General features: G+C 73.4%; 20 protein-coding genes. 14 read left to right on the forward strand and 6 right to left on the reverse strand.

All coding sequences use genetic code 11. The features are described 5' to 3' along the window. The first annotated feature begins 9 nt into the window (after nt 1–9). Together AC1DYZ_RS00610 and fbaA are read left to right on the forward strand one after the other, a co-directional pair. Nucleotides 10–684, forward strand: coding sequence for a TrmH family RNA methyltransferase (locus AC1DYZ_RS00610; RefSeq protein ID WP_477063291.1), 675 nt, complete (start codon nt 10–12; stop codon nt 682–684). A gap of 70 nt (nt 685–754) precedes the next feature. Continuing rightward, nucleotides 755–1789, forward strand: a complete 1035-nt coding sequence (gene fbaA, locus AC1DYZ_RS00615; protein WP_477063292.1) for a class II fructose-bisphosphate aldolase — start codon at nt 755–757, stop codon at nt 1787–1789. A gap of 53 nt (nt 1790–1842) precedes the next feature. On the opposite strand, the gene AC1DYZ_RS00620 is transcribed toward fbaA, so the two are convergent. Further along, on the reverse strand, nt 1843–2262 hold the full coding sequence (locus AC1DYZ_RS00620) for an STAS domain-containing protein (protein WP_477063293.1): 420 nt from the start codon (nt 2260–2262) through the stop codon (nt 1843–1845). A gap of 113 nt (nt 2263–2375) precedes the next feature. Here AC1DYZ_RS00620 and AC1DYZ_RS00625 point away from each other — a divergent pair, with 113 nt between their 5' ends. Continuing rightward, nucleotides 2376–4466: a SpoIIE family protein phosphatase gene (locus AC1DYZ_RS00625; protein ID WP_477063294.1), complete on the forward strand. Its 2091-nt coding sequence runs from the start codon at nt 2376–2378 to the stop codon at nt 4464–4466. Here the strand turns inward: AC1DYZ_RS00625 and AC1DYZ_RS00630 are convergent. Further along, nucleotides 4463–4834: an STAS domain-containing protein gene (locus AC1DYZ_RS00630; RefSeq protein WP_477063295.1), complete on the reverse strand. Its 372-nt coding sequence runs from the start codon at nt 4832–4834 to the stop codon at nt 4463–4465. The two genes, AC1DYZ_RS00625 and AC1DYZ_RS00630, sit on opposite strands and share 4 nt — an antisense overlap. A 98-nt stretch (nt 4835–4932) precedes the next feature. Here AC1DYZ_RS00630 and AC1DYZ_RS00635 point away from each other — a divergent pair, with 98 nt between their 5' ends. Then, nucleotides 4933–5361: a DUF3151 domain-containing protein gene (locus AC1DYZ_RS00635; protein WP_477063296.1), complete on the forward strand. Its 429-nt coding sequence runs from the start codon at nt 4933–4935 to the stop codon at nt 5359–5361. A 127-nt stretch (nt 5362–5488) separates the two neighbouring features. Beyond that, entirely contained in the window at nt 5489–6775 is a 1287-nt protein-coding gene (locus tag AC1DYZ_RS00640) for an adenylosuccinate synthase (RefSeq protein ID WP_477063297.1), read from the forward strand. Between the two features lies 1 nt (nt 6776). Here AC1DYZ_RS00640 and AC1DYZ_RS00645 read toward each other — a convergent pair whose 3' ends face one another. Then, entirely contained in the window at nt 6777–7349 is a 573-nt protein-coding gene (locus AC1DYZ_RS00645; protein ID WP_477063298.1) for a GNAT family N-acetyltransferase, read from the reverse strand. Nucleotides 7350–7367: 18 nt separating this feature from the next. Continuing rightward, complete coding sequence (locus tag AC1DYZ_RS00650) at nt 7368–8663, reverse strand: MFS transporter (RefSeq protein ID WP_477063299.1); 1296 nt, start codon at nt 8661–8663, stop codon at nt 7368–7370. A 67-nt stretch (nt 8664–8730) separates the two neighbouring features. On the opposite strand from AC1DYZ_RS00650, the gene AC1DYZ_RS00655 reads away from it, so the two are divergent. Together AC1DYZ_RS00655 and purD are read left to right on the forward strand one after the other, a co-directional pair. Then, entirely contained in the window at nt 8731–9324 is a 594-nt protein-coding gene (locus AC1DYZ_RS00655; protein ID WP_477063300.1) for a helix-turn-helix domain-containing protein, read from the forward strand. A gap of 30 nt (nt 9325–9354) precedes the next feature. Further along, a complete protein-coding gene (purD, locus tag AC1DYZ_RS00660) occupies nt 9355–10650 on the forward strand; it encodes a phosphoribosylamine--glycine ligase (protein ID WP_477063301.1) in 1296 nt (431 codons plus the stop codon). Here the strand turns inward: purD and AC1DYZ_RS00665 are convergent. After that, on the reverse strand, nt 10647–11153 hold the full coding sequence (locus tag AC1DYZ_RS00665; RefSeq protein ID WP_477063302.1) for a P-loop nucleotide/nucleoside kinase family protein: 507 nt from the start codon (nt 11151–11153) through the stop codon (nt 10647–10649). The genes purD and AC1DYZ_RS00665 overlap by 4 nt on opposite strands. An 18-nt stretch (nt 11154–11171) precedes the next feature. Here AC1DYZ_RS00665 and AC1DYZ_RS00670 point away from each other — a divergent pair, with 18 nt between their 5' ends. The 6 genes from AC1DYZ_RS00670 to AC1DYZ_RS00695 all read left to right on the forward strand — a co-directional run bounded on the left by AC1DYZ_RS00670 (nt 11172) and on the right by AC1DYZ_RS00695 (nt 16492). Further along, nucleotides 11172–11579 (forward strand): hypothetical protein, encoded by a 408-nt coding sequence (locus AC1DYZ_RS00670; RefSeq protein ID WP_477063303.1) that lies wholly within the window; start codon nt 11172–11174, stop codon nt 11577–11579. Nucleotides 11580–11597: 18 nt separating this feature from the next. Then, complete coding sequence (locus AC1DYZ_RS00675) at nt 11598–12488, forward strand: phosphoribosylaminoimidazolesuccinocarboxamide synthase (RefSeq protein ID WP_477063304.1); 891 nt, start codon at nt 11598–11600, stop codon at nt 12486–12488. Nucleotides 12489–12575: 87 nt separating this feature from the next. After that, nucleotides 12576–13613, forward strand: a complete 1038-nt coding sequence (locus tag AC1DYZ_RS00680) for an ABC transporter substrate-binding protein (RefSeq protein WP_477063305.1) — start codon at nt 12576–12578, stop codon at nt 13611–13613. 10 nt (nt 13614–13623) lie between these two features. Next, entirely contained in the window at nt 13624–14658 is a 1035-nt protein-coding gene (locus AC1DYZ_RS00685; RefSeq protein WP_477063306.1) for a FecCD family ABC transporter permease, read from the forward strand. Beyond that, nucleotides 14655–15695, forward strand: coding sequence for a FecCD family ABC transporter permease (locus AC1DYZ_RS00690; RefSeq protein WP_477063307.1), 1041 nt, complete (start codon nt 14655–14657; stop codon nt 15693–15695). The genes AC1DYZ_RS00685 and AC1DYZ_RS00690 overlap by 4 nt, the downstream gene beginning before the upstream one ends. Beyond that, nucleotides 15692–16492: an ABC transporter ATP-binding protein gene (locus tag AC1DYZ_RS00695; protein WP_477063308.1), complete on the forward strand. Its 801-nt coding sequence runs from the start codon at nt 15692–15694 to the stop codon at nt 16490–16492. Before AC1DYZ_RS00690 ends, AC1DYZ_RS00695 begins: the two co-directional genes overlap by 4 nt. On the opposite strand, the gene AC1DYZ_RS00700 is transcribed toward AC1DYZ_RS00695, so the two are convergent. Further along, a complete protein-coding gene (locus tag AC1DYZ_RS00700) occupies nt 16489–17292 on the reverse strand; it encodes a DNA/RNA non-specific endonuclease (protein ID WP_477063309.1) in 804 nt (267 codons plus the stop codon). The genes AC1DYZ_RS00695 and AC1DYZ_RS00700 overlap by 4 nt on opposite strands. Here AC1DYZ_RS00700 and AC1DYZ_RS00705 point away from each other — a divergent pair, their 5' ends adjacent. After that, nucleotides 17293–18750 (forward strand): amidohydrolase family protein, encoded by a 1458-nt coding sequence (locus tag AC1DYZ_RS00705; protein WP_477063310.1) that lies wholly within the window; start codon nt 17293–17295, stop codon nt 18748–18750. Nucleotides 18751–18776: the final 26 nt, after the last annotated feature.

Here is an 18776-nt window from a genome sequence, read left to right on the forward strand (position 1 = left end):
GCCGTTACCGTGGCGCCCGTGGACGAGGAGCGCGCGGAGGTCGGGGTCGGGCCGTGGGACGGCCCGTGGCCTGTGCTCGACAGCGCTGGCGCGCCTGTGCCCGACAGCGCTGGCGCGCCCCTTGACGAGCGCTACGACCCCGAGCTGCTGGCGCACGGCGACCGGCGCAACGTCGTCGACGGCTACCGGTACTGGACGCTCGAGGCGATCGTCGCCGACCTCGACACCCGTCGGCACCCGTTCCACGTCGCCATCGAGAACTGGGCGCACGACATGAACATCGGCTCGGTGGTCCGGACGGCCAACGCGTTCCTGGCGGCCGAGGTGCACATCGTCGGCAACCGTCGCTGGAACCGCCGCGGCGCCATGGTCACCGACCGGTACCAGCACGTCCGCCACCACGCGTCGGTCGACGACCTGCTGGCCTGGGCCGCCGACGAGGGGCTGCCGGTGCTCGGCGTCGACAACCTGCCCGGCTCGGTGGCGCTCGAGGGGTACCCGCTCCCGCGCGCGTGCGTGCTGCTGTTCGGCCAGGAGTCGGTCGGGCTGTCCGACGCGGCCCGCGCGGCCGCCGTGGACGTCCTGCACATCGCTCAATTCGGCTCGACGCGCTCGATCAACGCGGGCGCCGCCGCCGCCATCGCGATGCACGCGTGGATCGCCCAGCACGCTGTCCAGGGGTAGAACGTCCCGGACGGCCCTCCGCGCAGCCGTGCCAGAATCTTCCTGATACCCCTCCCACGACACGCAGGAGATGCTGCAGATGGCCATCGCCACCCCCGAGGTGTACGCCGAGATGATCGACCGCGCGAAGGCGGGCAAGTTCGCCTACCCGGCCGTCAACGTCACCTCGTCCCAGAGCGTCACCGCCGCGCTGCAGGGCTTCGCCGAGGCGGAGTCCGACGGGATCATCCAGGTCTCCGTCGGCGGCGCCGAGTACGCGGCCGGCTCGACCGTCAAGGACCGCATCGCCGGCTCGCTCGCCCTCGCGGCCTACGCGGCCGAGGTGGCCAAGGGCTACCCGATCACCGTCGCGCTGCACACCGACCACTGCGCCAAGCAGAACCTCGATTCCTGGGTGCGCCCGCTGCTGGCCATCGAGATCGAGCAGGTCAAGGCCGGCAAGCTGCCCACGTTCCAGTCGCACATGTGGGACGGCTCGTCGGTCCCGCTGGACGAGAACCTGGTCATCGCCGAGGAGCTGCTCGAGCTCTCGCGCCAGGCCCGCACCATCCTCGAGATCGAGGTCGGCGTGGTCGGTGGCGAGGAGGACGGCCACACGGCCGAGATCAACGACAAGCTGTACACGACCGTCGAGGACGGCCTGGCCACGGTCAAGGCGCTCGGCTCCGGCGAGAAGGGCCGCTACCTGACGGCCCTGACCTTCGGCAACGTGCACGGCGTCTACAAGCCGGGCTCGGTCAAGCTGCGCCCGTCGATCCTCGCGGAGATCCAGAAGGCCGTGGGCGACGCGATCGGCGTCGAGAACCCGTTCGACCTCGTGTTCCACGGCGGCTCCGGCTCGACCGAGGCCGAGATCGCCGAGGCCGTCGACAACGGCGTCATCAAGATGAACATCGACACGGACACGCAGTACGCGTTCAGCCGTCCGGTGGCGGACCACTTCTTCCGCAACTACGACGGCGTGCTCAAGGTGGACGGCGAGGTGGGCAACAAGAAGGCCTACGACCCGCGCGCCTGGGGCAAGCTCGCCGAGGCCGGCATGGCGCAGCGCCTCGTCGAGGCCGCCCAGCAGCTCCGCTCGGCGGGGCACACGCTCGGCGCCTGACGTCTGACGTCTGACAGAAGGAAAGGCCCCGTCCACCTGGACGGGGCCTTTCTTCAGTTCTGGCTGTCGCTCACCGGTTGGAACTCCGACTCGTCGCCCTCGACGACGTCGAGCAGCTCACCGATGCGGGTCACCTCGAGCAGGAACCGTACGGTCGGCGGCACCCGCAGCAGGCGGACCCGGTGCTGCGACCGGATGGACAGGCGCGCGAGGAAGGCGACGCCCGAGGAGTCCATGAACGTGACGTGGTGGGCGTCGACCTCGATGGGCAGACCCACCTGCTCGGCCTCCGCGGTCGCTTCTTGAAGCTCCGCGCCGAGATCTGCGTCGACCTCGCCCGAGAGCACGATGCGCGTGGCGTCCGTGCCCACGATGACGTGGACGGCCCCTGGCTCGCCGACGATCCCCGCAGCCTGGTCGGCCTGCGAGACGTCCGCAGGCCCGTCGGGGATCGTGCTGTTACCGTCGCGCACGGCGCTCCTTTCGCTGACACTCGCACAAGGTGAGCTGCCGGCTTCTCGACGACTCCCTTGTCCGGAACGCTAGACGATCGGAGGTGGTAGCGGTCAACTCCCACGCTGCGCCTTTGCCCGATCGCGACCTCGCCGACGTCCGGGACCGCGCCCTGCGGGCCACGTCGGTGCCGATCGCCCTGCTGGAGGCGTCCGGACCCGACATGCCCGTCGTGTGGGTGAACGACGCCTTCGAGAGAGTCACAGGGTACGGCCTGGAGGAAGCACGGCGGCGGCACCCCGGTACCGTCGACGAGAACTCACCCCAGCAACCCGAGCTCGACCGGATGCTGGAGGCGATCCGGACGCAGCAGCCGGTCTCCCAGGTGGTGACCCTGCGCCGCGTCGACGGGTCGCAGTTCACCTGCCGGGCGACGCTGTCGCCCGTGCCGGCCGGCGTCGACGGCGTGGTCACGCACTGGGTCGTGGCGCTGCAGGACCTCACGGAGCAGATCTCCCACGACGCCGAGCAGGCGGCGCTGGTCGAGGCGGAGCGGCGCGAGCGGCGCAGCCTCGGGCTCATCGCCCAGGTGTCCGACCTGCTGATGGACGTCGACGACCCGCACGCCCTGCGCGAGATCGCCACGATGTTGCGGCGGTCCGTCGTCGGGTGGGCGGCTTTCTACCTGAACGACGGTGGCCTGCGGGCGGCCGACGGGATCGACGCCGCGCACCCGGCGACCGGCAAGGGCACCCGGCACGGCGAGGGGCCGGCGGTGCGGGACCTGCGCCCCGACGCCGTCCAGCAGCTGCTCGACGCCGAGATCGACCGGCCCGTCGAGCTCGAGCTCAGCGGCCACTACGGCCTCGGCAGCGCGTCGGCGTGGCTGACCCGCGAGGCCGACCGGGCGCTGGGCGGGTCGGAGACCGACGAGGATCGCCGCGTGCTCGTCTTCCCCCTGCCCGGCCGCCGCCGGGTGCTGGGCGTGCTGGCCGTGCACGCCCACGACGGCGTCGGGCTGCGGGACCTCGAGCCGTCGGCGCGAACCGTGCTCGAGCTGACCAGCCGCCGCGTCGGCCTGGTCATCGACAACGCGCGTCTCTACGACCGCGAGCATCGGCTGGCCGAGACGCTGCAGCGCGCCATGCTGCCCGAGCAGGCCGAGGTCGACGGGCTCGACGTGTGGACCTACTACGCGCCCAACTCGGAGAACGCCCAGGTGGGCGGCGACTGGTACGACGTGCTGCAGGTGAGCGCGGACGTGGTCGGTGTCGTCATCGGCGACGTCGTCGGGCACGACGTCGAGGCGGCGGCGTCCATGGGCCAGCTGCGCTCGGTGGTGCGCTCCTACATGTTCGACATCACCACGCCCGGGCCGGTGCTCGAGCGGGTCGACCAGCTGGTCGCGGGCATGCGGGTGCCCCGCCCGGCGGGGCTGGTCCTGTCCACGCTGACGCGCAGCGGTCAGACGTGGCAGCTGCAGTACTCGCGCGCGGGCCACCTGCCGGCCCTGCACGTGCGCGCCGGTCAGGTCACCCAGCTGAGCGGCGCGGGCGGCCCCCTCATCGGGTTCGGCGGAGAGCACCGGGAGACGGCCGAGGTCGACCTGGAGCCCGGCGACGTCGTCCTGTACTACACCGACGGTCTCATCGAGCGGCGCGACCGCGGCCTACGCGACGGCCTCACGGCCCTGACGGCCGTCGCCGGCGCGGTCACGGCCCGCGACGCCGCGGGAGTCGGCGAGGAGCTGCTGTCCCGGCTCGCGGACCACCCCGAGGACGATGTCGCGGTGGTCGTCGTGCGCGTGCCGTCACCGACCGACGCCTCCCAGCGCACGCGCAGCCCGCGCCGTCGGCGGTGGTCGCTGCCCAACGAGGCCGCGTCCATCGGCCGCGCGCGGCACGCCGTGGTGCGCACCTGCCAGGCCTGGGGGATCGAGGACTCCGCGAGCGCCGAGCTCGTCGTGTCCGAGCTGGTGGCCAACGCGGTGCTGCACGGCTTCGGGCACGTGTCGCTGCAGCTCTACGACACGGGCGACGGCCTGCGCATCGAGGTCGAGGACGGCAACCCCGCGCCGCCCGTCACCACCGACGGCCACCCCGGACGCGTGGGCGGGTTCGGGATGCAGATCGTCGAGCGGCTGGCCGACTGGGGCTGGCGGCAGTCGCGGGGCGGCAAGCTCGTGTGGGCGAAGGTCCGTCCGGGCTCGCTCCCGGAGTCCTAGGCGGGGGCCGACGCCTCGTCCGGGCGGCGGAACCCGGACTCCGTCACGGCGGCCTCGCAGTGGTGCTCCGCGTCGATGCGGAACAGCTCGAGCGCGCCGCAGATCTCGATGACGAACAGGTCGCGCGGGTCCGCGCCACGCAGCACGGTCGCGCCGCCGCGCTTGCGGCCCGCGTCGGCCAGCGAGATGAGGAACGCCGCCCCCGTGGAGTCCATGAACGTCACCTGGCACATGTCGATGACCAGGAGCTGGCGGCGAAGGCCGACGACGCGGGCGGCGATCTCCGGGAACTGGTCCCTTTCGGCCAGGTCGAGGTCGCCCGCGACCGTGAGCGTGGTCGTCGTGGGGGACGTCGAGATCTCGATCATGGCCCGCCCTGTCTGGTGAGGGGGTGTGCTTGCCGAACAGTGGTCCAGGTCGGCGGATCGACTGTAGCCGCGCCGGTGACGGCGTGCACACTGGGCGCATGAGCCACGAGAACCTGCTGGACGGACCCGCGCCGACACTCCTGCCCGTCGACGGCCCCGACGCCGACGCCCGCACCGCGCTGACCAGCGGCTCGTCGCCGCGCGAGGCGGTGCCGGCCGCCCCGGCCTCGTCCCTGCTGTGGGCCCTCCTCGCCGAGGGCGCGCTGTCCGACGAGGGCGACCCGGTCGCCGCCTACGCCTACGCGCGCACGGGGTACCACCGGGGGCTCGACGCCCTGCGGCGGGCCGGCTGGCACGGCCGCGGACCCATCCCGGTCACGCACGGCCCCAACCAGGGGTTCCTGCGGGCGCTGCTGGCGCTCGCGGAGGCCGCCGAGGCCATCGGCGAGTCCGAGGAGGCCGAGCGTTGCGAGAAGTTCCTCGTCGACAGCGGCACCTCGGGCGAGGAAGTGGCCGAGCTGCGCTGAGACATGACCATCTCTTGACGGTCCGATACCCTCTGGGAGTACTGGGTCACTGCCGCCCGGTGCAGGGAGTCCGCGCAGTCCCGGCACACATGTGCGCACCGTAGGCAGGGTGGAAGTGGTGATCTAGATGCCGGCCGTCGTGGTGCTCGGGGCCCAGTGGGGCGACGAGGGCAAGGGCAAGGCGACCGACCAGCTCGGCTCGCGCACCGACTACGTCGTCAAGTTCAACGGCGGGAACAACGCGGGCCACACCGTCGTCATCGGCGGGGAGAAGTACGCCCTGCACCTGCTGCCGTCGGGCATCCTGTCGCCGGGAGTCGTGCCCGTCATCGGCAACGGCGTGGTCGTCGACATCGACGTGCTGTTCGAGGAGATCGACGCGCTCGAGGTGCGCGGCGTGGACACGTCCGCCCTCAGGGTCTCGTCGGCCGCCCACGTCATCGCCCCGTACAACCGCACGCTCGACAAGGTCACCGAGCGGTTCCTGGGCAAGCGCCGGATCGGCACCACGGGTCGCGGCATCGGCCCCGCGTACTCCGACAAGATCAACCGCGTCGGCATCCGCATCCAGGACCTCTTCGACGAGAAGATCCTGCGCGAGAAGGTCGAGGGCGCGCTCGACCAGAAGAACCACCTGCTGGTGAAGGTCTACAACCGCCGGGCGATCACGGTCGACGAGACGGTCGAGGACCTGCTGCGCCACGCCGACCGCCTGCAGCCGCTGGTCGCGGACACCCCGCTGCTGCTCAACACGGCGCTGGACCAGGGGAAGACGCTCGTCTTCGAGGCCGGCCAGGCCACGATGCTCGACGTCGACCACGGCACCTACCCGTTCGTCACGTCGTCGTCGGCCACGGCGGGCGGCGCGTGCACCGGCTCGGGCGTGGGGCCGACGAGGATCGACCGCGTGGTCGCCGTCGCCAAGGCGTACACCACCCGCGTGGGCGAGGGCCCGTTCCCCACCGAGCTGCTGGACGACGACGGCGAGTGGCTGCGTCAGACCGGCGGCGAGTTCGGCACGACCACCGGCCGGCCGCGCCGCACCGGCTGGTACGACGCCGTCGTCGTGCGCTACGCCGCCCGCGTCAACGGGCTCACCGACCTCGTCGTCACCAAGCTCGACGTGCTCACCGGCCGCGACACCATCCCCGTGGCCGTGGCGTACGACGTGAACGGCCGCCGGTTCGACGAGATGCCGTACGACCAGTCGGACTTCCACCACGCGACGCCGATCTACGAGTACCTGCCGGGCTGGTCCGAGGACATCTCAGGCGCGCGGGAGTTCGAGGACCTGCCGGTCAACGCGCAGCGCTACCTGCTGCGCCTCGAGGAGATCTCGGGCGTCCGCATCTCCTCGATCGGCGTCGGGCCCGGCCGCGAGGCCACGATCGTCCGGCACGAGCTGCTCGCCTGAGCTATGCGTCGCCCGACACACGGGCGTGCAGGTGCATGTCGTGCCAGCCGTCCGCGTGGAGGGCGTCGCCGCGCTTCGTGCCCTCAAGGCGGAAGCCGGCCCGGGTGGCCACCCGGCAGGACGCGGGGTTGTCGATGGAGTGGTCGACCTCGATCCGGTGTAGCCCCGCCAGGTCGAGCCCCCAGGCGGCGACGGCGCGCAGCGCCCTCGTCGCGACCCCGCGGCCTCGGGCGACCGGCAGCACCCAGTACGAGACCTCCGAAACGCCGTCGCCGTGCTCGAACTTCCGCAGGCTGATCTGGCCCACGGGGGCGTTGTCGAGCGTGACGGCCCACCCCGCGCCCGTCTCGGTCTGCCAGCGGTCCGTCCACTGGGCAACCCACACGTCGGCTTCCTCGGGGCTCATCGACCGGTCGTGCCAGCGCCGGATGCCGGGGTCCGCGTAGGCGGTCACCACCGCGCCGGCGTCGTCGGCGCGCCAGGGCCGCAGGACCAGCCCGTCGACCGACAGGACGGGTTGGGGGAGCCGGCTGATGCTGCCGGGCGTGATCGCAGGCGGGGTCAGCCGGGGCACGCGCCCAGTATGTCGGGGTCAGACCGTGGCGGTGAGGGGAGGCAGCGCTTCTTCGTGGACCGGCTCGTCGACGACCTCGGGCAGCTCGAACTCCGCGAGCATGCGTTGGCGGACGACGGCGATCGGGTAGGCRACCGCCGCGACGCAGACGGCCGTGGCTCCGATGAACACCGTCGGCAGCCCCCACTGCTCAGCGACGAACCCGCCGAGCAGCGCGCCGATCGGCATGAGGCCGTAGCCGAGGGTGCGGCTGGCGCCGCCGACGCGGCCGAGCATGCCGGGGGCGACCATGCGCTGGCGCATCGACTGCGAGATGACGTTGCCGTTGGTGTTGAGGAACCCCAGGAAGAACAGGGAGGTCGCGATGGCGGGCACCGTGGGGACCAGGACGGGGACCAGCATGAGCAGCGCGTCGAGGGTCCAGCAGCCCAGCAGCAGCCGGACCTCCGGGATCCGGCGGCCCAGCGGCTCGGCGGCGATCGAGCCGAGCACGGCGCCGACCGCGAGGACGGCGATGACCAGCGGGTAGTGGGCGGGCTCGAGGCCGACGCGCGAGCCAGGGCCGACCATCCAGAGCACGAACACCGCGAAGTAGCCGGTGCTGGCCATGTTCATCACGCTGCCGGCCACCAGCAGCGGGCGCAGCACGGGGTGCCGGACCAGGAAGCCGACGCCCTCGCGGATCTCGGTGGTCGCCCGCCGCTTCTCCGCCGCCGCGTGCTTGTACTTGCCGGGGATGCGCGTGGCGATGAGCAGCAGGGCGAGGACGCCGAGACCTGCCGGGACGCCGAACACCCAGCCGGCCCCGAGCGCGAGCATCCCGCCCGCGATCGGTCCGCCGACGAAGGTGGCCATGACCTGCTGCGCGGCGAGCGTGCGGCCGTTCGCGGCCTCCAGGCGGGAGCGGGGCACGATGTCCGGCACCAGCGCGGAGCCGGCGAGGTCGACGAACACGTCGGTGACCCCGTATGCCAGCACGATCACGGCGAGCGCGGCGATCGTCATGTGCCCGGTCGCGACCAGCCAGACGGCAACCCCGAGCAGGAGAGCGCGGGCACCGAGCCCGACCACCTGCGTGTACTTGCGGTCCCGACGGTCGACGACCACCCCGGCGGCCAGCCCGAACACCAGCCACGGCAGCCAGGCGGCGGCCGTGAGGAGCGCGATCTGGCTGGGGGAGCGCGTGAGCGTCAGGGCGTACAGCGGGACGCCGGTCTGGACGATGCCGTCGCCCAGGTTGGCCATGCCCGTGGCGGTGAGGTGGGCGGCGAACCGGCGGCCGAGAGGCTCGCGAGTGGCGACCTGCTCGCTCATGGGTGGACTCCCGGTACGATCGAAGAGAAAACTCTGCAAAGACAACTCTGCAAAGGTATCTCTGCGAATGAGCGAGAGCAAGCCCCTGCCGTTCCGAGCCCGCGCCATCGGGCCGGAGGAGCTCAAGGCGTTGGCCCACCCCCTGCGCATGGCCATGTACGACTACCTGTCCGAGCACGGGTCGGCGACCGCCAGCCAGCTGGGCCGGTACCTCGGGGAGAGCAGCGGGCAGACCAGCTACCACCTGCGCCAGCTGGAGAAGCACGGGTTCGTCGAGGACGACCCGGCGCACGAGCGCGGCCGCGACCGCTGGTGGCGTGCGGTCGGGTACAGCCTCGACGGGCGCGACATGCTGCGCGACCCCCGGACCGCCGACGCGGCGAACGCCCTGCTGGAGGGCGTCGTCGCCGAGCGTGCGCAGGTGCTGCAGCGGTGGCTCAGCTCGGGGGACACCCCGGAGTGGGAGGCGGTGTCGCTCAACGACCGCTCGACGGGGGACCTCACCGTCGGGGAGATGGACGAGCTCGTGCTTGCCGTGCAGGAGATCATCGACGGCGCGCTCAAGCACGCCAAGGAGCGCAAGGCGGCGGGCGACACCGAAGGCCGGCGGCGCGTGCGCATCTACTTCGACGCGCTCCCGCTGCCGCTCGACGGCGCCTGAGTCCTCCCGGGGTCGGTAGGCTCGCGAGCCGTGAAGATCCTCGTCATCGGCACCGGTGCCCGTGAGCACGCGCTGGTGCGCGCGCTGTCCCTCGACCCCGCGGTCACCGCGCTGCACGCCGCGCCGGGCAACCCCGGCATCGGCGCGCTCGCCACGCTGCACGACGTCGACCAGCTGGACGGGTCCGCGGTCGCCGCGCTCGCCACGTCGCTGGACGTCGACCTCATGGTCGTCGGGCCCGAGGCGCCGCTGGTCGCGGGCGTCGCCGACGCGGTGCGCGCCGTCGGCATCCCCGTGTTCGGCCCGTCGGCCGCGGGCGCCCGGCTGGAGGGCTCAAAGGCCTTCGCGAAGGAGGTCATGGCCGCCGCGGACGTCCCGACGGCCGAGCCGCGGGTGGCGACGACCCTGGCGGAGGCCGAGGCCGGCCTCGACGCGTTCGGCGCCCCCTACGTGGTCAAGGACGACGGGCTCGCCGCCGGCAAGGGCGTCGTCGTGACCGACGACCGCGCCGAGGCACTCGCCCACGCGGCCGCCTGCCTGGCCAAGCCGGGCGGCCGCATCGTCATCGAGGACTACCTCGACGGCCCGGAGATCTCACTCTTCGTCCTCTCGGACGGCGCCGACGTGGTGCCCCTGGTGCCCGCGCAGGACTTCAAGCGTGCGCTCGACGGCGACGAAGGCCCCAACACCGGCGGCATGGGCGCGTACTCGCCGCTGCCGTGGGCGCCGGCGGACCTGGTCGACGAGGTGGTCGAGCGGGTCGCCCGCCCCACCATCCTCGAGATGTCGCGGCGCGGCACGCCGTTCTCCGGCGTGCTCTACGTCGGGCTCGCGCTCACGTCGAAGGGGCTGCGGGTGGTCGAGTTCAACGCCCGGTTCGGCGACCCCGAGACCCAGGTGGTCCTCGCGCGGCTCGCGACGCCGCTGGCCGCGGTGCTGCTCGCCTCGGCCGTCGGGACGCTCGGCGCGCTGCCGCCGCTGGAGTGGCGCGACGACGCCGCGGTGACCGTCGTGATCGCGTCCGGCGGCTACCCGGGCGCGGTCCGCTCGGGCGACCCGATCACGGGCATCGAGGACGCCGAGGAGCTGCCCGGCGTCCACGTCCTGCACGCGGGCACCGCCCTGCAGCTGAACGCGCCCGGCGACGACGACGACGCGATCGACGGCGCGCACCTCGTGTCCGCCGGCGGCCGCGTGCTGTCCGTGGTCGGCGTCGGCCCCGACCTGGCCGCCGCCCGTGCCGCCGCCTATGCCGGGGTCGACCAGATCGAGCTCCCCGGGTCGCACCACCGCTCGGACATCGCAGCGGCCGTCGCCAACCTCTAGCCCGTCAGGCCGCGCACCTCGGCGACCACATGCCCCACCGTTCGGGACGCGGTGTCCACGACCGTCGCCTCCGGCCACGGATCGAGCGTCAGGTCGGTCACTGTGGCCCAGGTCGGTTGCCGATGCCCCGGGATGTCGGCCACGCGCTCCTCGACCCGCCGCCGGTGCTCGGCCGCGTCGGAGCACACCACGAGGACCTCGACCAGCCGGGCGCCGGCCTCGTCGGCGACCGCCCGCCAGCCCTCCTGGCTGGCGCGCACGGGGTTCACGCAATCGGCCACGACGGGCAGCCCGAGCCGCAGGTTGTCGAGCGCCACCCGCGCCCCGGCGGCGTAGCCGGCCTCCTGGGCGTCCGGCACCCCGAGCGACGACTGCACGATCGCCTGCTCGAGGGTGTCGATCCGGACGTGCACGGCACGCAGCTCGCGGGCGAGGGCGCGGGCGAGGGTCGTCTTGCCGGAGCCGGGCAGGCCGCCGAGCACCACGAGCAGGGAGTCGGTCATGAGTGCCATCATCGCGGGATGGCCACCACCACGTTCGTGTACGCCGACGGCACCTGGGGCGGGGACGCCACTGTGACCCCGAGCCTCAGCATCGAGGTCCAGGACGGTGACATCGCGACCGTCGACTACCGCCCGGCGCCCGACGGCCTCGGCCGGTTCTACCTCGGCTTCCAGCCGCGGGACTTCTTCGACGACCCGACCGAGAGCGAGCCGGTCGACCTCGCCGCCGAGGCGGAGGCCTTCGCCGAGTGGGCGCTGCTGGTCGGCGCCGTCGACGTCGAGGCCAAGCACGTGCGGCGTCTGCTCGCCGAGGCGCACGTGGACGAGCCGGAGGACACGTTCGTCGAGGAGACCGTCGAGCGGCTGGTGCGTCTGGTCGGCCTGCCCATCCCGGACGGGCTCGAGGGCGGGGAAGATCTCGTCTGATCCGGCACACTTAGCGCCGTGACTGCTGCGATCCCCGGCTGGACCCACACCTACTCGGGCAAGGTCCGCGACCTGTATGTCCCCGAGGGCCCGACCACCTCGCTGGGCGACGTCGTGCTCGTCGTCGCCAGTGACCGCGTCTCGGCGTACGACCACGTGCTCAGCCCGGGGATCCCCGGCAAGGGTGTCGTGCTCACACAGCTCAGCCTGTGGTGGTTCGAGCAGCTGGCGGACCTGGTGCCCAATCACGTGGTGTCGACGGACGTGCCCGCGGAGGTTGCCGGCCGCGCGATGATCTGCCGCCGCCTGGAGATGTTCCCGGTCGAGTGCGTCGCGCGTGGCTACCTCACGGGGTCCGGCCTCGCGGAGTACCGGGTCTCGGGGTCGGTGACCGGGATCCCGCTGCCCGACGGGCTGGTCGACGGCTCGCGGCTGCCGGAGCCCATCTTCACGCCGGCGACCAAGGCCGAGCTGGGGGAGCACGACGAGAACGTCCCGTTCGAGGCGGTCGTCGAGCAGATCGGTTCGGGCTCTGCCGAGGCTCTCCGCTCCCTCACTCTCGCGGTCTACGCCCGGGCCGAGGGCATCGCGCGGGAGCGCGGCGTCATCCTGGCCGACACCAAGCTCGAGTTCGGCACCGACCCGACCACGGGCGCGATCACGCTCGGCGACGAGGTGCTGACCCCGGACTCCTCCCGGTTCTGGCCCGCAGACCTCTGGCAGCCGGGCCGCGCACAGGCCAGCTTCGACAAGCAGTTCGTGCGCGACTGGCTGACCTCGGACGCGTCGGGCTGGGACCGCACCGCCGACGCGCCGCCGCCGGCGCTGCCCGCGGACGTCGTCGAGCGCACCCGCGACCGCTACCTCGAGGCGTACGAGCGCCTGACCGGTACCGCGCTGGCGGTGTGACCTTTCGCTCACCACGGTCGGCGGGGCGGTCGTCGGGGAGAGGTTAGGCTTACCTCATTCGTCACCCGACCGGATGGGAGCACTCCTGTGCGCATCGCGCGCCTCTCGGCCCTCGTGGCCACCGCGACGGCCGTCGCCCTCACCCTGACCGCGTGCGGCGGCTCGGCCGACGATGCCGGCTCCACGCCGTCGACGACCGACAAGGCCGATGCTGCTTTCCCCGTCTCGATCGACTCCGCCCTCGGCACCGCGGAGATCACCTCGAAGCCCGAGCGCGTGGTGACCCTCGGGTGGGGCGCCGCGGACATCGCGTTCTCGCTGGGCACCACGCCGGTGGGCATCGAGTCGGACACCTGGGGCGGCGACGCCGAGGGGTACCAGCCGTGGTTCCGCGACGCCGTCGAGAAGGCCGGCGACGAGCTGCCGACGACGATCGCGATGTACCCGGAGCTCGACGTCGACGCGGTCGTCGCGCTGAACCCGGACCTGGTGCTCGCCCCGCAGTCGGGCCTCGACCAGAAGACGTTCGACCAGCTCTCGGCGTTCGTTCCGGTGGTGGCCTATCCCGGTGACGCCTGGCAGACCTCGCTCGAGGACCAGGTGACCATCGCCGCGAAGGCCCTGGGTGTCCCGGAGAGGGCGCAGCCGCTGCTCGACGAGCGCCAGGCCGCCATCGACGAGGCCGCCGCCGCGCACCCCGAGCTCGCCGGCGTCTCGTTCGCCTACGTCTACGGCGGCGACCAGCCCGGCGCCCTGTCCGTCTACCTGCCCGGCGACCCCCGTGTCGAGCTGCTCACCGGCCTGGGCATGACGCTCGCGCCCTCGGTCTCGACGCTGACCGCGTCGCCCGGCACGTTCGTCGCGACCCTCGGCCTGGAGAACGCGGACCAGCTGAACGACGCGCAGATGCTGTTCACCTGGTTCAACGACGCCGACGAGCAGGCCTCGACCGAGGCGCAGCCGCTCTGGGCGCAGATCCCCGCGTTCGCCTCCGGCGCGTACGTGCCGATGCTCGACCCGCAGCTGGGCATGGCCGTGTCCGTGGCGACGCCGCTGAGCGTGCCGTGGGCGCTCGACCAGTACCTGCCGCTGATCACCGCTGGCGCCGCGAACGTCGCTCCGTAGCCTTCACCTCGTGAGCACCGCCGTCGCCCGAGCCCCGCACGCCACCCGCGTGCGGGGCTCGCGCGCGCTCGGGCTGGGTCTCGGGCTGGTCGGCGCGGTGCTCCTGCTGGTGCTCGTGGTCGGCCTGAGCATCGCCGTCGGCTCGAAGGCCGTGCCGCTCGGCGACGTGTGGTCGGCGTGGCGCCATCCCGACGGGTCCTACGACTCGGTGGTCGTCGCGTCGCGGATCCCGCGCACGGAGCTCGGGCTGCTGGTCGGCGCCGCCCTCGCGGTGGCCGGCGTGGTCATCCAGGGGCTCACGCGCAACCCGCTCGGCGACCCCGGGCTGCTCGGCGTCAACTCGGGGGCGTCGGCCTCCCTGGTCCTCACCGTGGTGGTGCTCGGCGGCGCCGCGGGGCGGTCCGTGTGGGCCGCCGTGCCGGGTGCGTTGTTCGCGGCCGTCGCGGTGTACCTGGTCGGGTCGGGGGGCCGACGAGCGACGCCCGTGCGGCTCGTGCTGGCCGGTGCCGCCGTGTCCGCGGTGCTCGTGGCGCTGGTCGAGGCGATCACGCTGGCCAGCCCCACCATCTTCGACACCTACCGCTACTGGGTGGTCGGCTCCCTGGCCGGGCGGCCGCTGTCGACCGTCGGGACCGTGCTCCCGTTCGTCGTCGTCGGCCTCGTGCTCTGCCTCCTGCTCGCGCGGCCGCTCAACGCGCTGGCGCTCGGCGACGAGGCCGCGACCTCCCTCGGTCTGCGCGCCGGCCGCACCCGCTTGCTCGGCGCCGCCGGCGCGACCGTCCTGTGCGCCGCCGCCGTCGCCGCCGTCGGGCCGATCGCGTTCGTCGGCCTCGCCGTGCCGCTCGTGGTCCGCGGGTTCACCGGCTCGGACCACCGCTGGCTGCTGCCGTACTGCCTGGTGCTCGGCCCGGTCCTGCTGCTGGCGGCCGACGTGCTGGGCCGCGTGGTCGCGCGCCCCGGGGAGCTGCCCGTCGGTGCGGTGACCGCGTTCGTCGGGGCACCGTTCCTCATCGCGGCCGTGCGCCGGGGGAGGGTCGGCCTGTGACCGGCGTCCTGACCGTCGGCCCTGCCGCCGAGCCCGTTCTCGCCATTCGCTGGCACCACCGACCTGTCGTCGTCTGCCTCGTCGCGCTCGTCGTCGTGCTCGTCACCATGCTGGTCACGCTCGCCGCCGGCGAGCTCGGGATCTCGCTCGCGGAGCTGCCGACCGTCGTCGCGGGGAACGGGACCCGCGTGCAGGAGTGGGTGCTGTGGACCAACCGGCTGCCACGGCTGCTGGTGGGTGCGGCCGCCGGCGCGGCGTTCGCGGTCTCCGGGGCGATGTTCCAGTCGGTCACCCGCAACCCCCTGGGCAGCCCCGACGTCATCGGTCTCGGGGCCGGCGCGGCCGCGGGTGCGGCGGCGGCCGGCCTGCTGTGGCCGGGCGTGGTGCCGGTCCCGGTCGGGGCGCTGATCGGCGCGGGCGTCGCGATCGGTGCCGTCTACCTCGGGTCCGGCGCCGGCTTCCGGGCGCCGCTGCGCATGGTGGTCGTCGGCATCGCCGTCGGGGCGATGTCGCTCGCGTTCGTGCAGCTCGCGCTCGCCCGGGCCACCCGAGAGGACGCGCAGGTCGTCGCCGCCTACCTCAACGGCAGCCTTGCGGCGCGGTCGTGGGCGGACGTCGTGCTCATCGTCGTCGCCCTGCTGGTGCTCCTGCCCGCGGCCCTGGCTCTCACCCGGCCGATGCAGCTGGCCGAGATGGGCGACGAGGTCGCCGTGGCCGTCGGGGTGCCCGCCGACCGGGTGCGCACGTGGGCCGTGGTCGTGGGGGTGCTGCTCACCGCCGCGGCCGTGACCGTCAGCGGGCCCATCGCGTTCGTCGCGCTCACCGCGCCTCAGATCTCGCGCCGCCTGACCCGCTCGACCGGTCCCGGCATGGTCGCGGCGGCGTGCTGCGGCGCCGCGGTGCTCGTCGTCGCGGACCTGATCGCCCAGTACGCCGTGCCCGGCGTCGTCTATCCCGTCGGGGTCGTCACCGCCGCGCTCGGCGGCGTGTACCTCGCGGTCCTGCTGGTCCGCGAGTGGAGAAGGAGTGCCGCGTGAACGGTCCGCCGCTGGAGGCGTCAGACCTGACGCTCGCCTACGACCAGCTCGTCGTCGCCACGGGTCTGTCCGTGCAGATCCCGCAGTCGTCGTTCACGGTCATCATCGGGCCGAACGGCTGCGGCAAGTCGACGTTGCTGCGGGCGCTCGGTCGGACGCTCAAGCCCCGCGCAGGGCAGGTGCTGCTCGACGGCGTGCCCATCGCGTCGCTGAAGAGCAAGGACGTCGCGCGACGCCTCGCCCTGCTCCCGCAGAGCCCGATCGCGCCCGAGTCGATCACGGTCGGCGACCTCGTGGCCCGCGGGCGGTACCCGCACCAGGGGCTCCTGCGGCAGTGGTCCGCCGCCGACGCCCGCGCGGTCGCCGACGCCCTCGACGCCACCGAGGTCGCCGACCTGCGCGAGCGGTTCGTCTCCGAGCTCTCCGGCGGGCAGCGGCAGAGGGTGTGGCTGGCGATGGCCCTCGCGCAGCAGACCGACCTGCTGCTGCTCGACGAGCCGACCACGTTCCTCGACATCGCCCACCAGTTCGAGGTCATGGACCTGTGCGCGCGGCTGCACGAGGAGGGGCGCACGCTCGTCGCCGTCCTGCACGACCTGAACCAGGCGGCCCGGTACGCCACTCATCTCATCGCGATGAAGGCCGGCGTGGTCGTCGCCGAGGGTCCGCCGTCGCAGGTGGTCACCGAGCCGCTCGTCCGCGAGGTCTTCGGGCTCGCGTGCCGCGTGGTGCCGGACCCCGAGACGGGGACGCCGATGGTGGTGCCCGCGCGCCGCGACGCGCACGTCCGGCCCTAGAGCGTCATCTCCTCCAGCGCGGTCAGCAGCACCCAGCGCCCGCGGTCGCCCTGGGCCCCCACCGGCGCGAGGACGTCGGCGTCGACGAGCGGCCCGAGGTCCACGCCGGTGAGGTGCTCGACGTCCGCCACGGGCACCTGGAAGGTCCGGAACGGCCCGAGCGGCGGCACCTCGTCGGCCGCCTGGATCCCCGCCACCAGCGACGTCTGGTCGAGCACGAACGCGGTCGCCCGCAGCAGCGCGTCCTCCGACGCCCACGCGGCCACCTTCCAGAACAGCCGCGGGATGCCGATGCCGCGGTACACCGGGTCGTCGTCGGCGAGCACCGGACCCGTGAAGACCGACAGCCGGCGCGCGTTCGCCCTCGCGTACCCCAGGACGTGGTCCTCGAGGCCCACCCAGAGCAGCTCGCCCTGGTTGAAGGCCGAGGCCTGCGGGGCGGCGTTCGGATAGGCGAACGTGTCGAAGTTGGCCCGGCGCGCGACGACGAGGTCGCCCCACACGGGGTCCCGGCGCCGGACAAGGTGTCCCCGGTCGAGGTCGTTGCGCACGTAGAGCTCCGGGCCCGCCTGCTCGTCCGCCGGGATGCGCGGGTCGAGGTGCCAGTCGTCGCCTCGCTCGAGGTCCACCAGCTGCGCGCCGTCGATGTTGACCGCCGTCGCCGCCGCGAGCCGGCGCTCCGTGTCGAGCAGTACGGTGAAGTGGGTCGACGGGAGCAGACGGACGGTCTGCGCCGGGACCGGCAGCGGCACCCGCGGACCGAGGAACGTGGGGTCGTATCCCGCCTCTACGGTGCTCACATGGGGACCGTACCGACTGCTCTTCTTCTCCGCTCAGCACGGCTCGTCGGCGCCGACCAGCCCGTCGACGTCCTGTTGCGCGACGGCCGGGTCGCCTCCGTCGGGCCCTCGCTCTCGGCCCCCGACGCGTCGACCGTCGCGCTCGACGGCCGGTGGCTGATGCCGGGGCTCTGGGACGCGCACGTGCACCTCACGCAGTGGGCGCTGGCCCGGCGCCGGCTCGACGTCTCGACGGCCACCTCGGCCGCGCACGCGGCGTCGCTCGTCGCTGCCGCGCCCCGGCCCGTCCCGGGCACCGCGCTCGTCGGCTACGGCTTTCGCGACGGGCTCTGGCCCGACGTGCCGACCGCCGCGCTGCTGGACTCGGTGGTCGGCGATCTGCCCGTCGTCCTCGTCTCGGGCGACCTCCACTGCGCCTGGGCGTCGACCGCCGGGTTGCGCTTCCTGGGCGTGCAGTCGCACCCCACGGGGCTCCTGCGCGAGTCCGAGTGGCTCCCGCTCTCGGCCGTCGTCGACCACGTTCCCGACGACGTCGCCGACGCCCTCGTCGACGATGCCGCCGCCGCGGCCGCCGCGCGCGGGGTCGTCGGCGTGGTCGACCTCGAGATCGCCGACAACGTCTCCGTCTGGCGCCGTCGCGCCGCGGCCCGACMCGGGCGGCTCCGGGTGCGGGCGGGCGTCTGGGAGGAGTTCCTGGATCGCGTGGTCCGCGAGGACCTGCATACCGGGGACGCCATCGCCGGCCTGGTCACCCAGGGGCCGCTCAAGGTCATCACCGACGGTTCGCTGAACACGCGCACCGCCTACTGCCACGACCCCTATCCGGGGCTGACCGGTCCGAACGCCCGCGGGATCCTCGCCGTCCCGGCCTCCCGGCTGGCGCCCCTCATGGCCCACGCGACCCGGCACGGCCTGCGCTGCGCCATCCACGCGATCGGCGACGCCGCCAACGCCCTGGCACTCAATGCGTTCGCCGCGTCCGGCGCGGCCGGGTCGATCGAGCATGCGCAGCTGGTGTCCTGGGACGACGTCGCCCGGTTCGCGACGCTCGGGGTCGTGGCGAGCGTGCAGCCCGAGCACGCGATGGACGACCGCGACGTGGCCGACCGCCACTGGGCGGGTCGCACGGACCGCGCCTTCGCGTTCGGCGCTCTCCACGCCGCCGGCGTGCGGCTCTCGCTCGGTTCGGACGCACCTGTCGCCCCGCTCGACCCGTGGATCGCCGCCGACGCCGCCGTGACCCGATCGCGCGACGGGCGAGCCCCCTGGCACCCCGAGCAGGCGCTCGACCGGCTGGTCGCGCTGGAGTCGTCGGTCGATGGTCGCGGGCTCGTGCCCGTCGTCGGCGGCCCCGCGGACCTCGTGGTCCTGGATGCCGACCCGTTGAGCGCCCCGCTGCGAGCGATGCCAGTGGCCGGGACGCTCGTCGCCGGCAGGTGGACTCACCGCACGATCTGACGACCCKCCGTCGCTCCGCCCCCGCG

This window comes from Cellulomonas sp. P1_C4 (genome assembly GCF_056406355.1).

Bases quoted from the DNA above. Each gene is read 5' to 3' on its own strand.
- fbaA (WP_477063292.1), top strand. From the start codon at position 755: ATGCTGCAGATGGCCATCGCCACCCCCGAGGTGTACGCCGAGATGATC.
- AC1DYZ_RS00630 (WP_477063295.1), bottom strand. From the start codon at position 4,834: ATGATCGAGATCTCGACGTCCCCCACGACGACCACGCTCACGGTCGCG.
- AC1DYZ_RS00635 (WP_477063296.1), top strand. From the start codon at position 4,933: ATGAGCCACGAGAACCTGCTGGACGGACCCGCGCCGACACTCCTGCCC.
- AC1DYZ_RS00640 (WP_477063297.1), top strand. From the start codon at position 5,489: ATGCCGGCCGTCGTGGTGCTCGGGGCCCAGTGGGGCGACGAGGGCAAG.
- AC1DYZ_RS00655 (WP_477063300.1), top strand. From the start codon at position 8,731: ATGAGCGAGAGCAAGCCCCTGCCGTTCCGAGCCCGCGCCATCGGGCCG.
- AC1DYZ_RS00665 (WP_477063302.1), bottom strand. From the start codon at position 11,153: ATGACCGACTCCCTGCTCGTGGTGCTCGGCGGCCTGCCCGGCTCCGGC.
- AC1DYZ_RS00670 (WP_477063303.1), top strand. From the start codon at position 11,172: ATGGCCACCACCACGTTCGTGTACGCCGACGGCACCTGGGGCGGGGAC.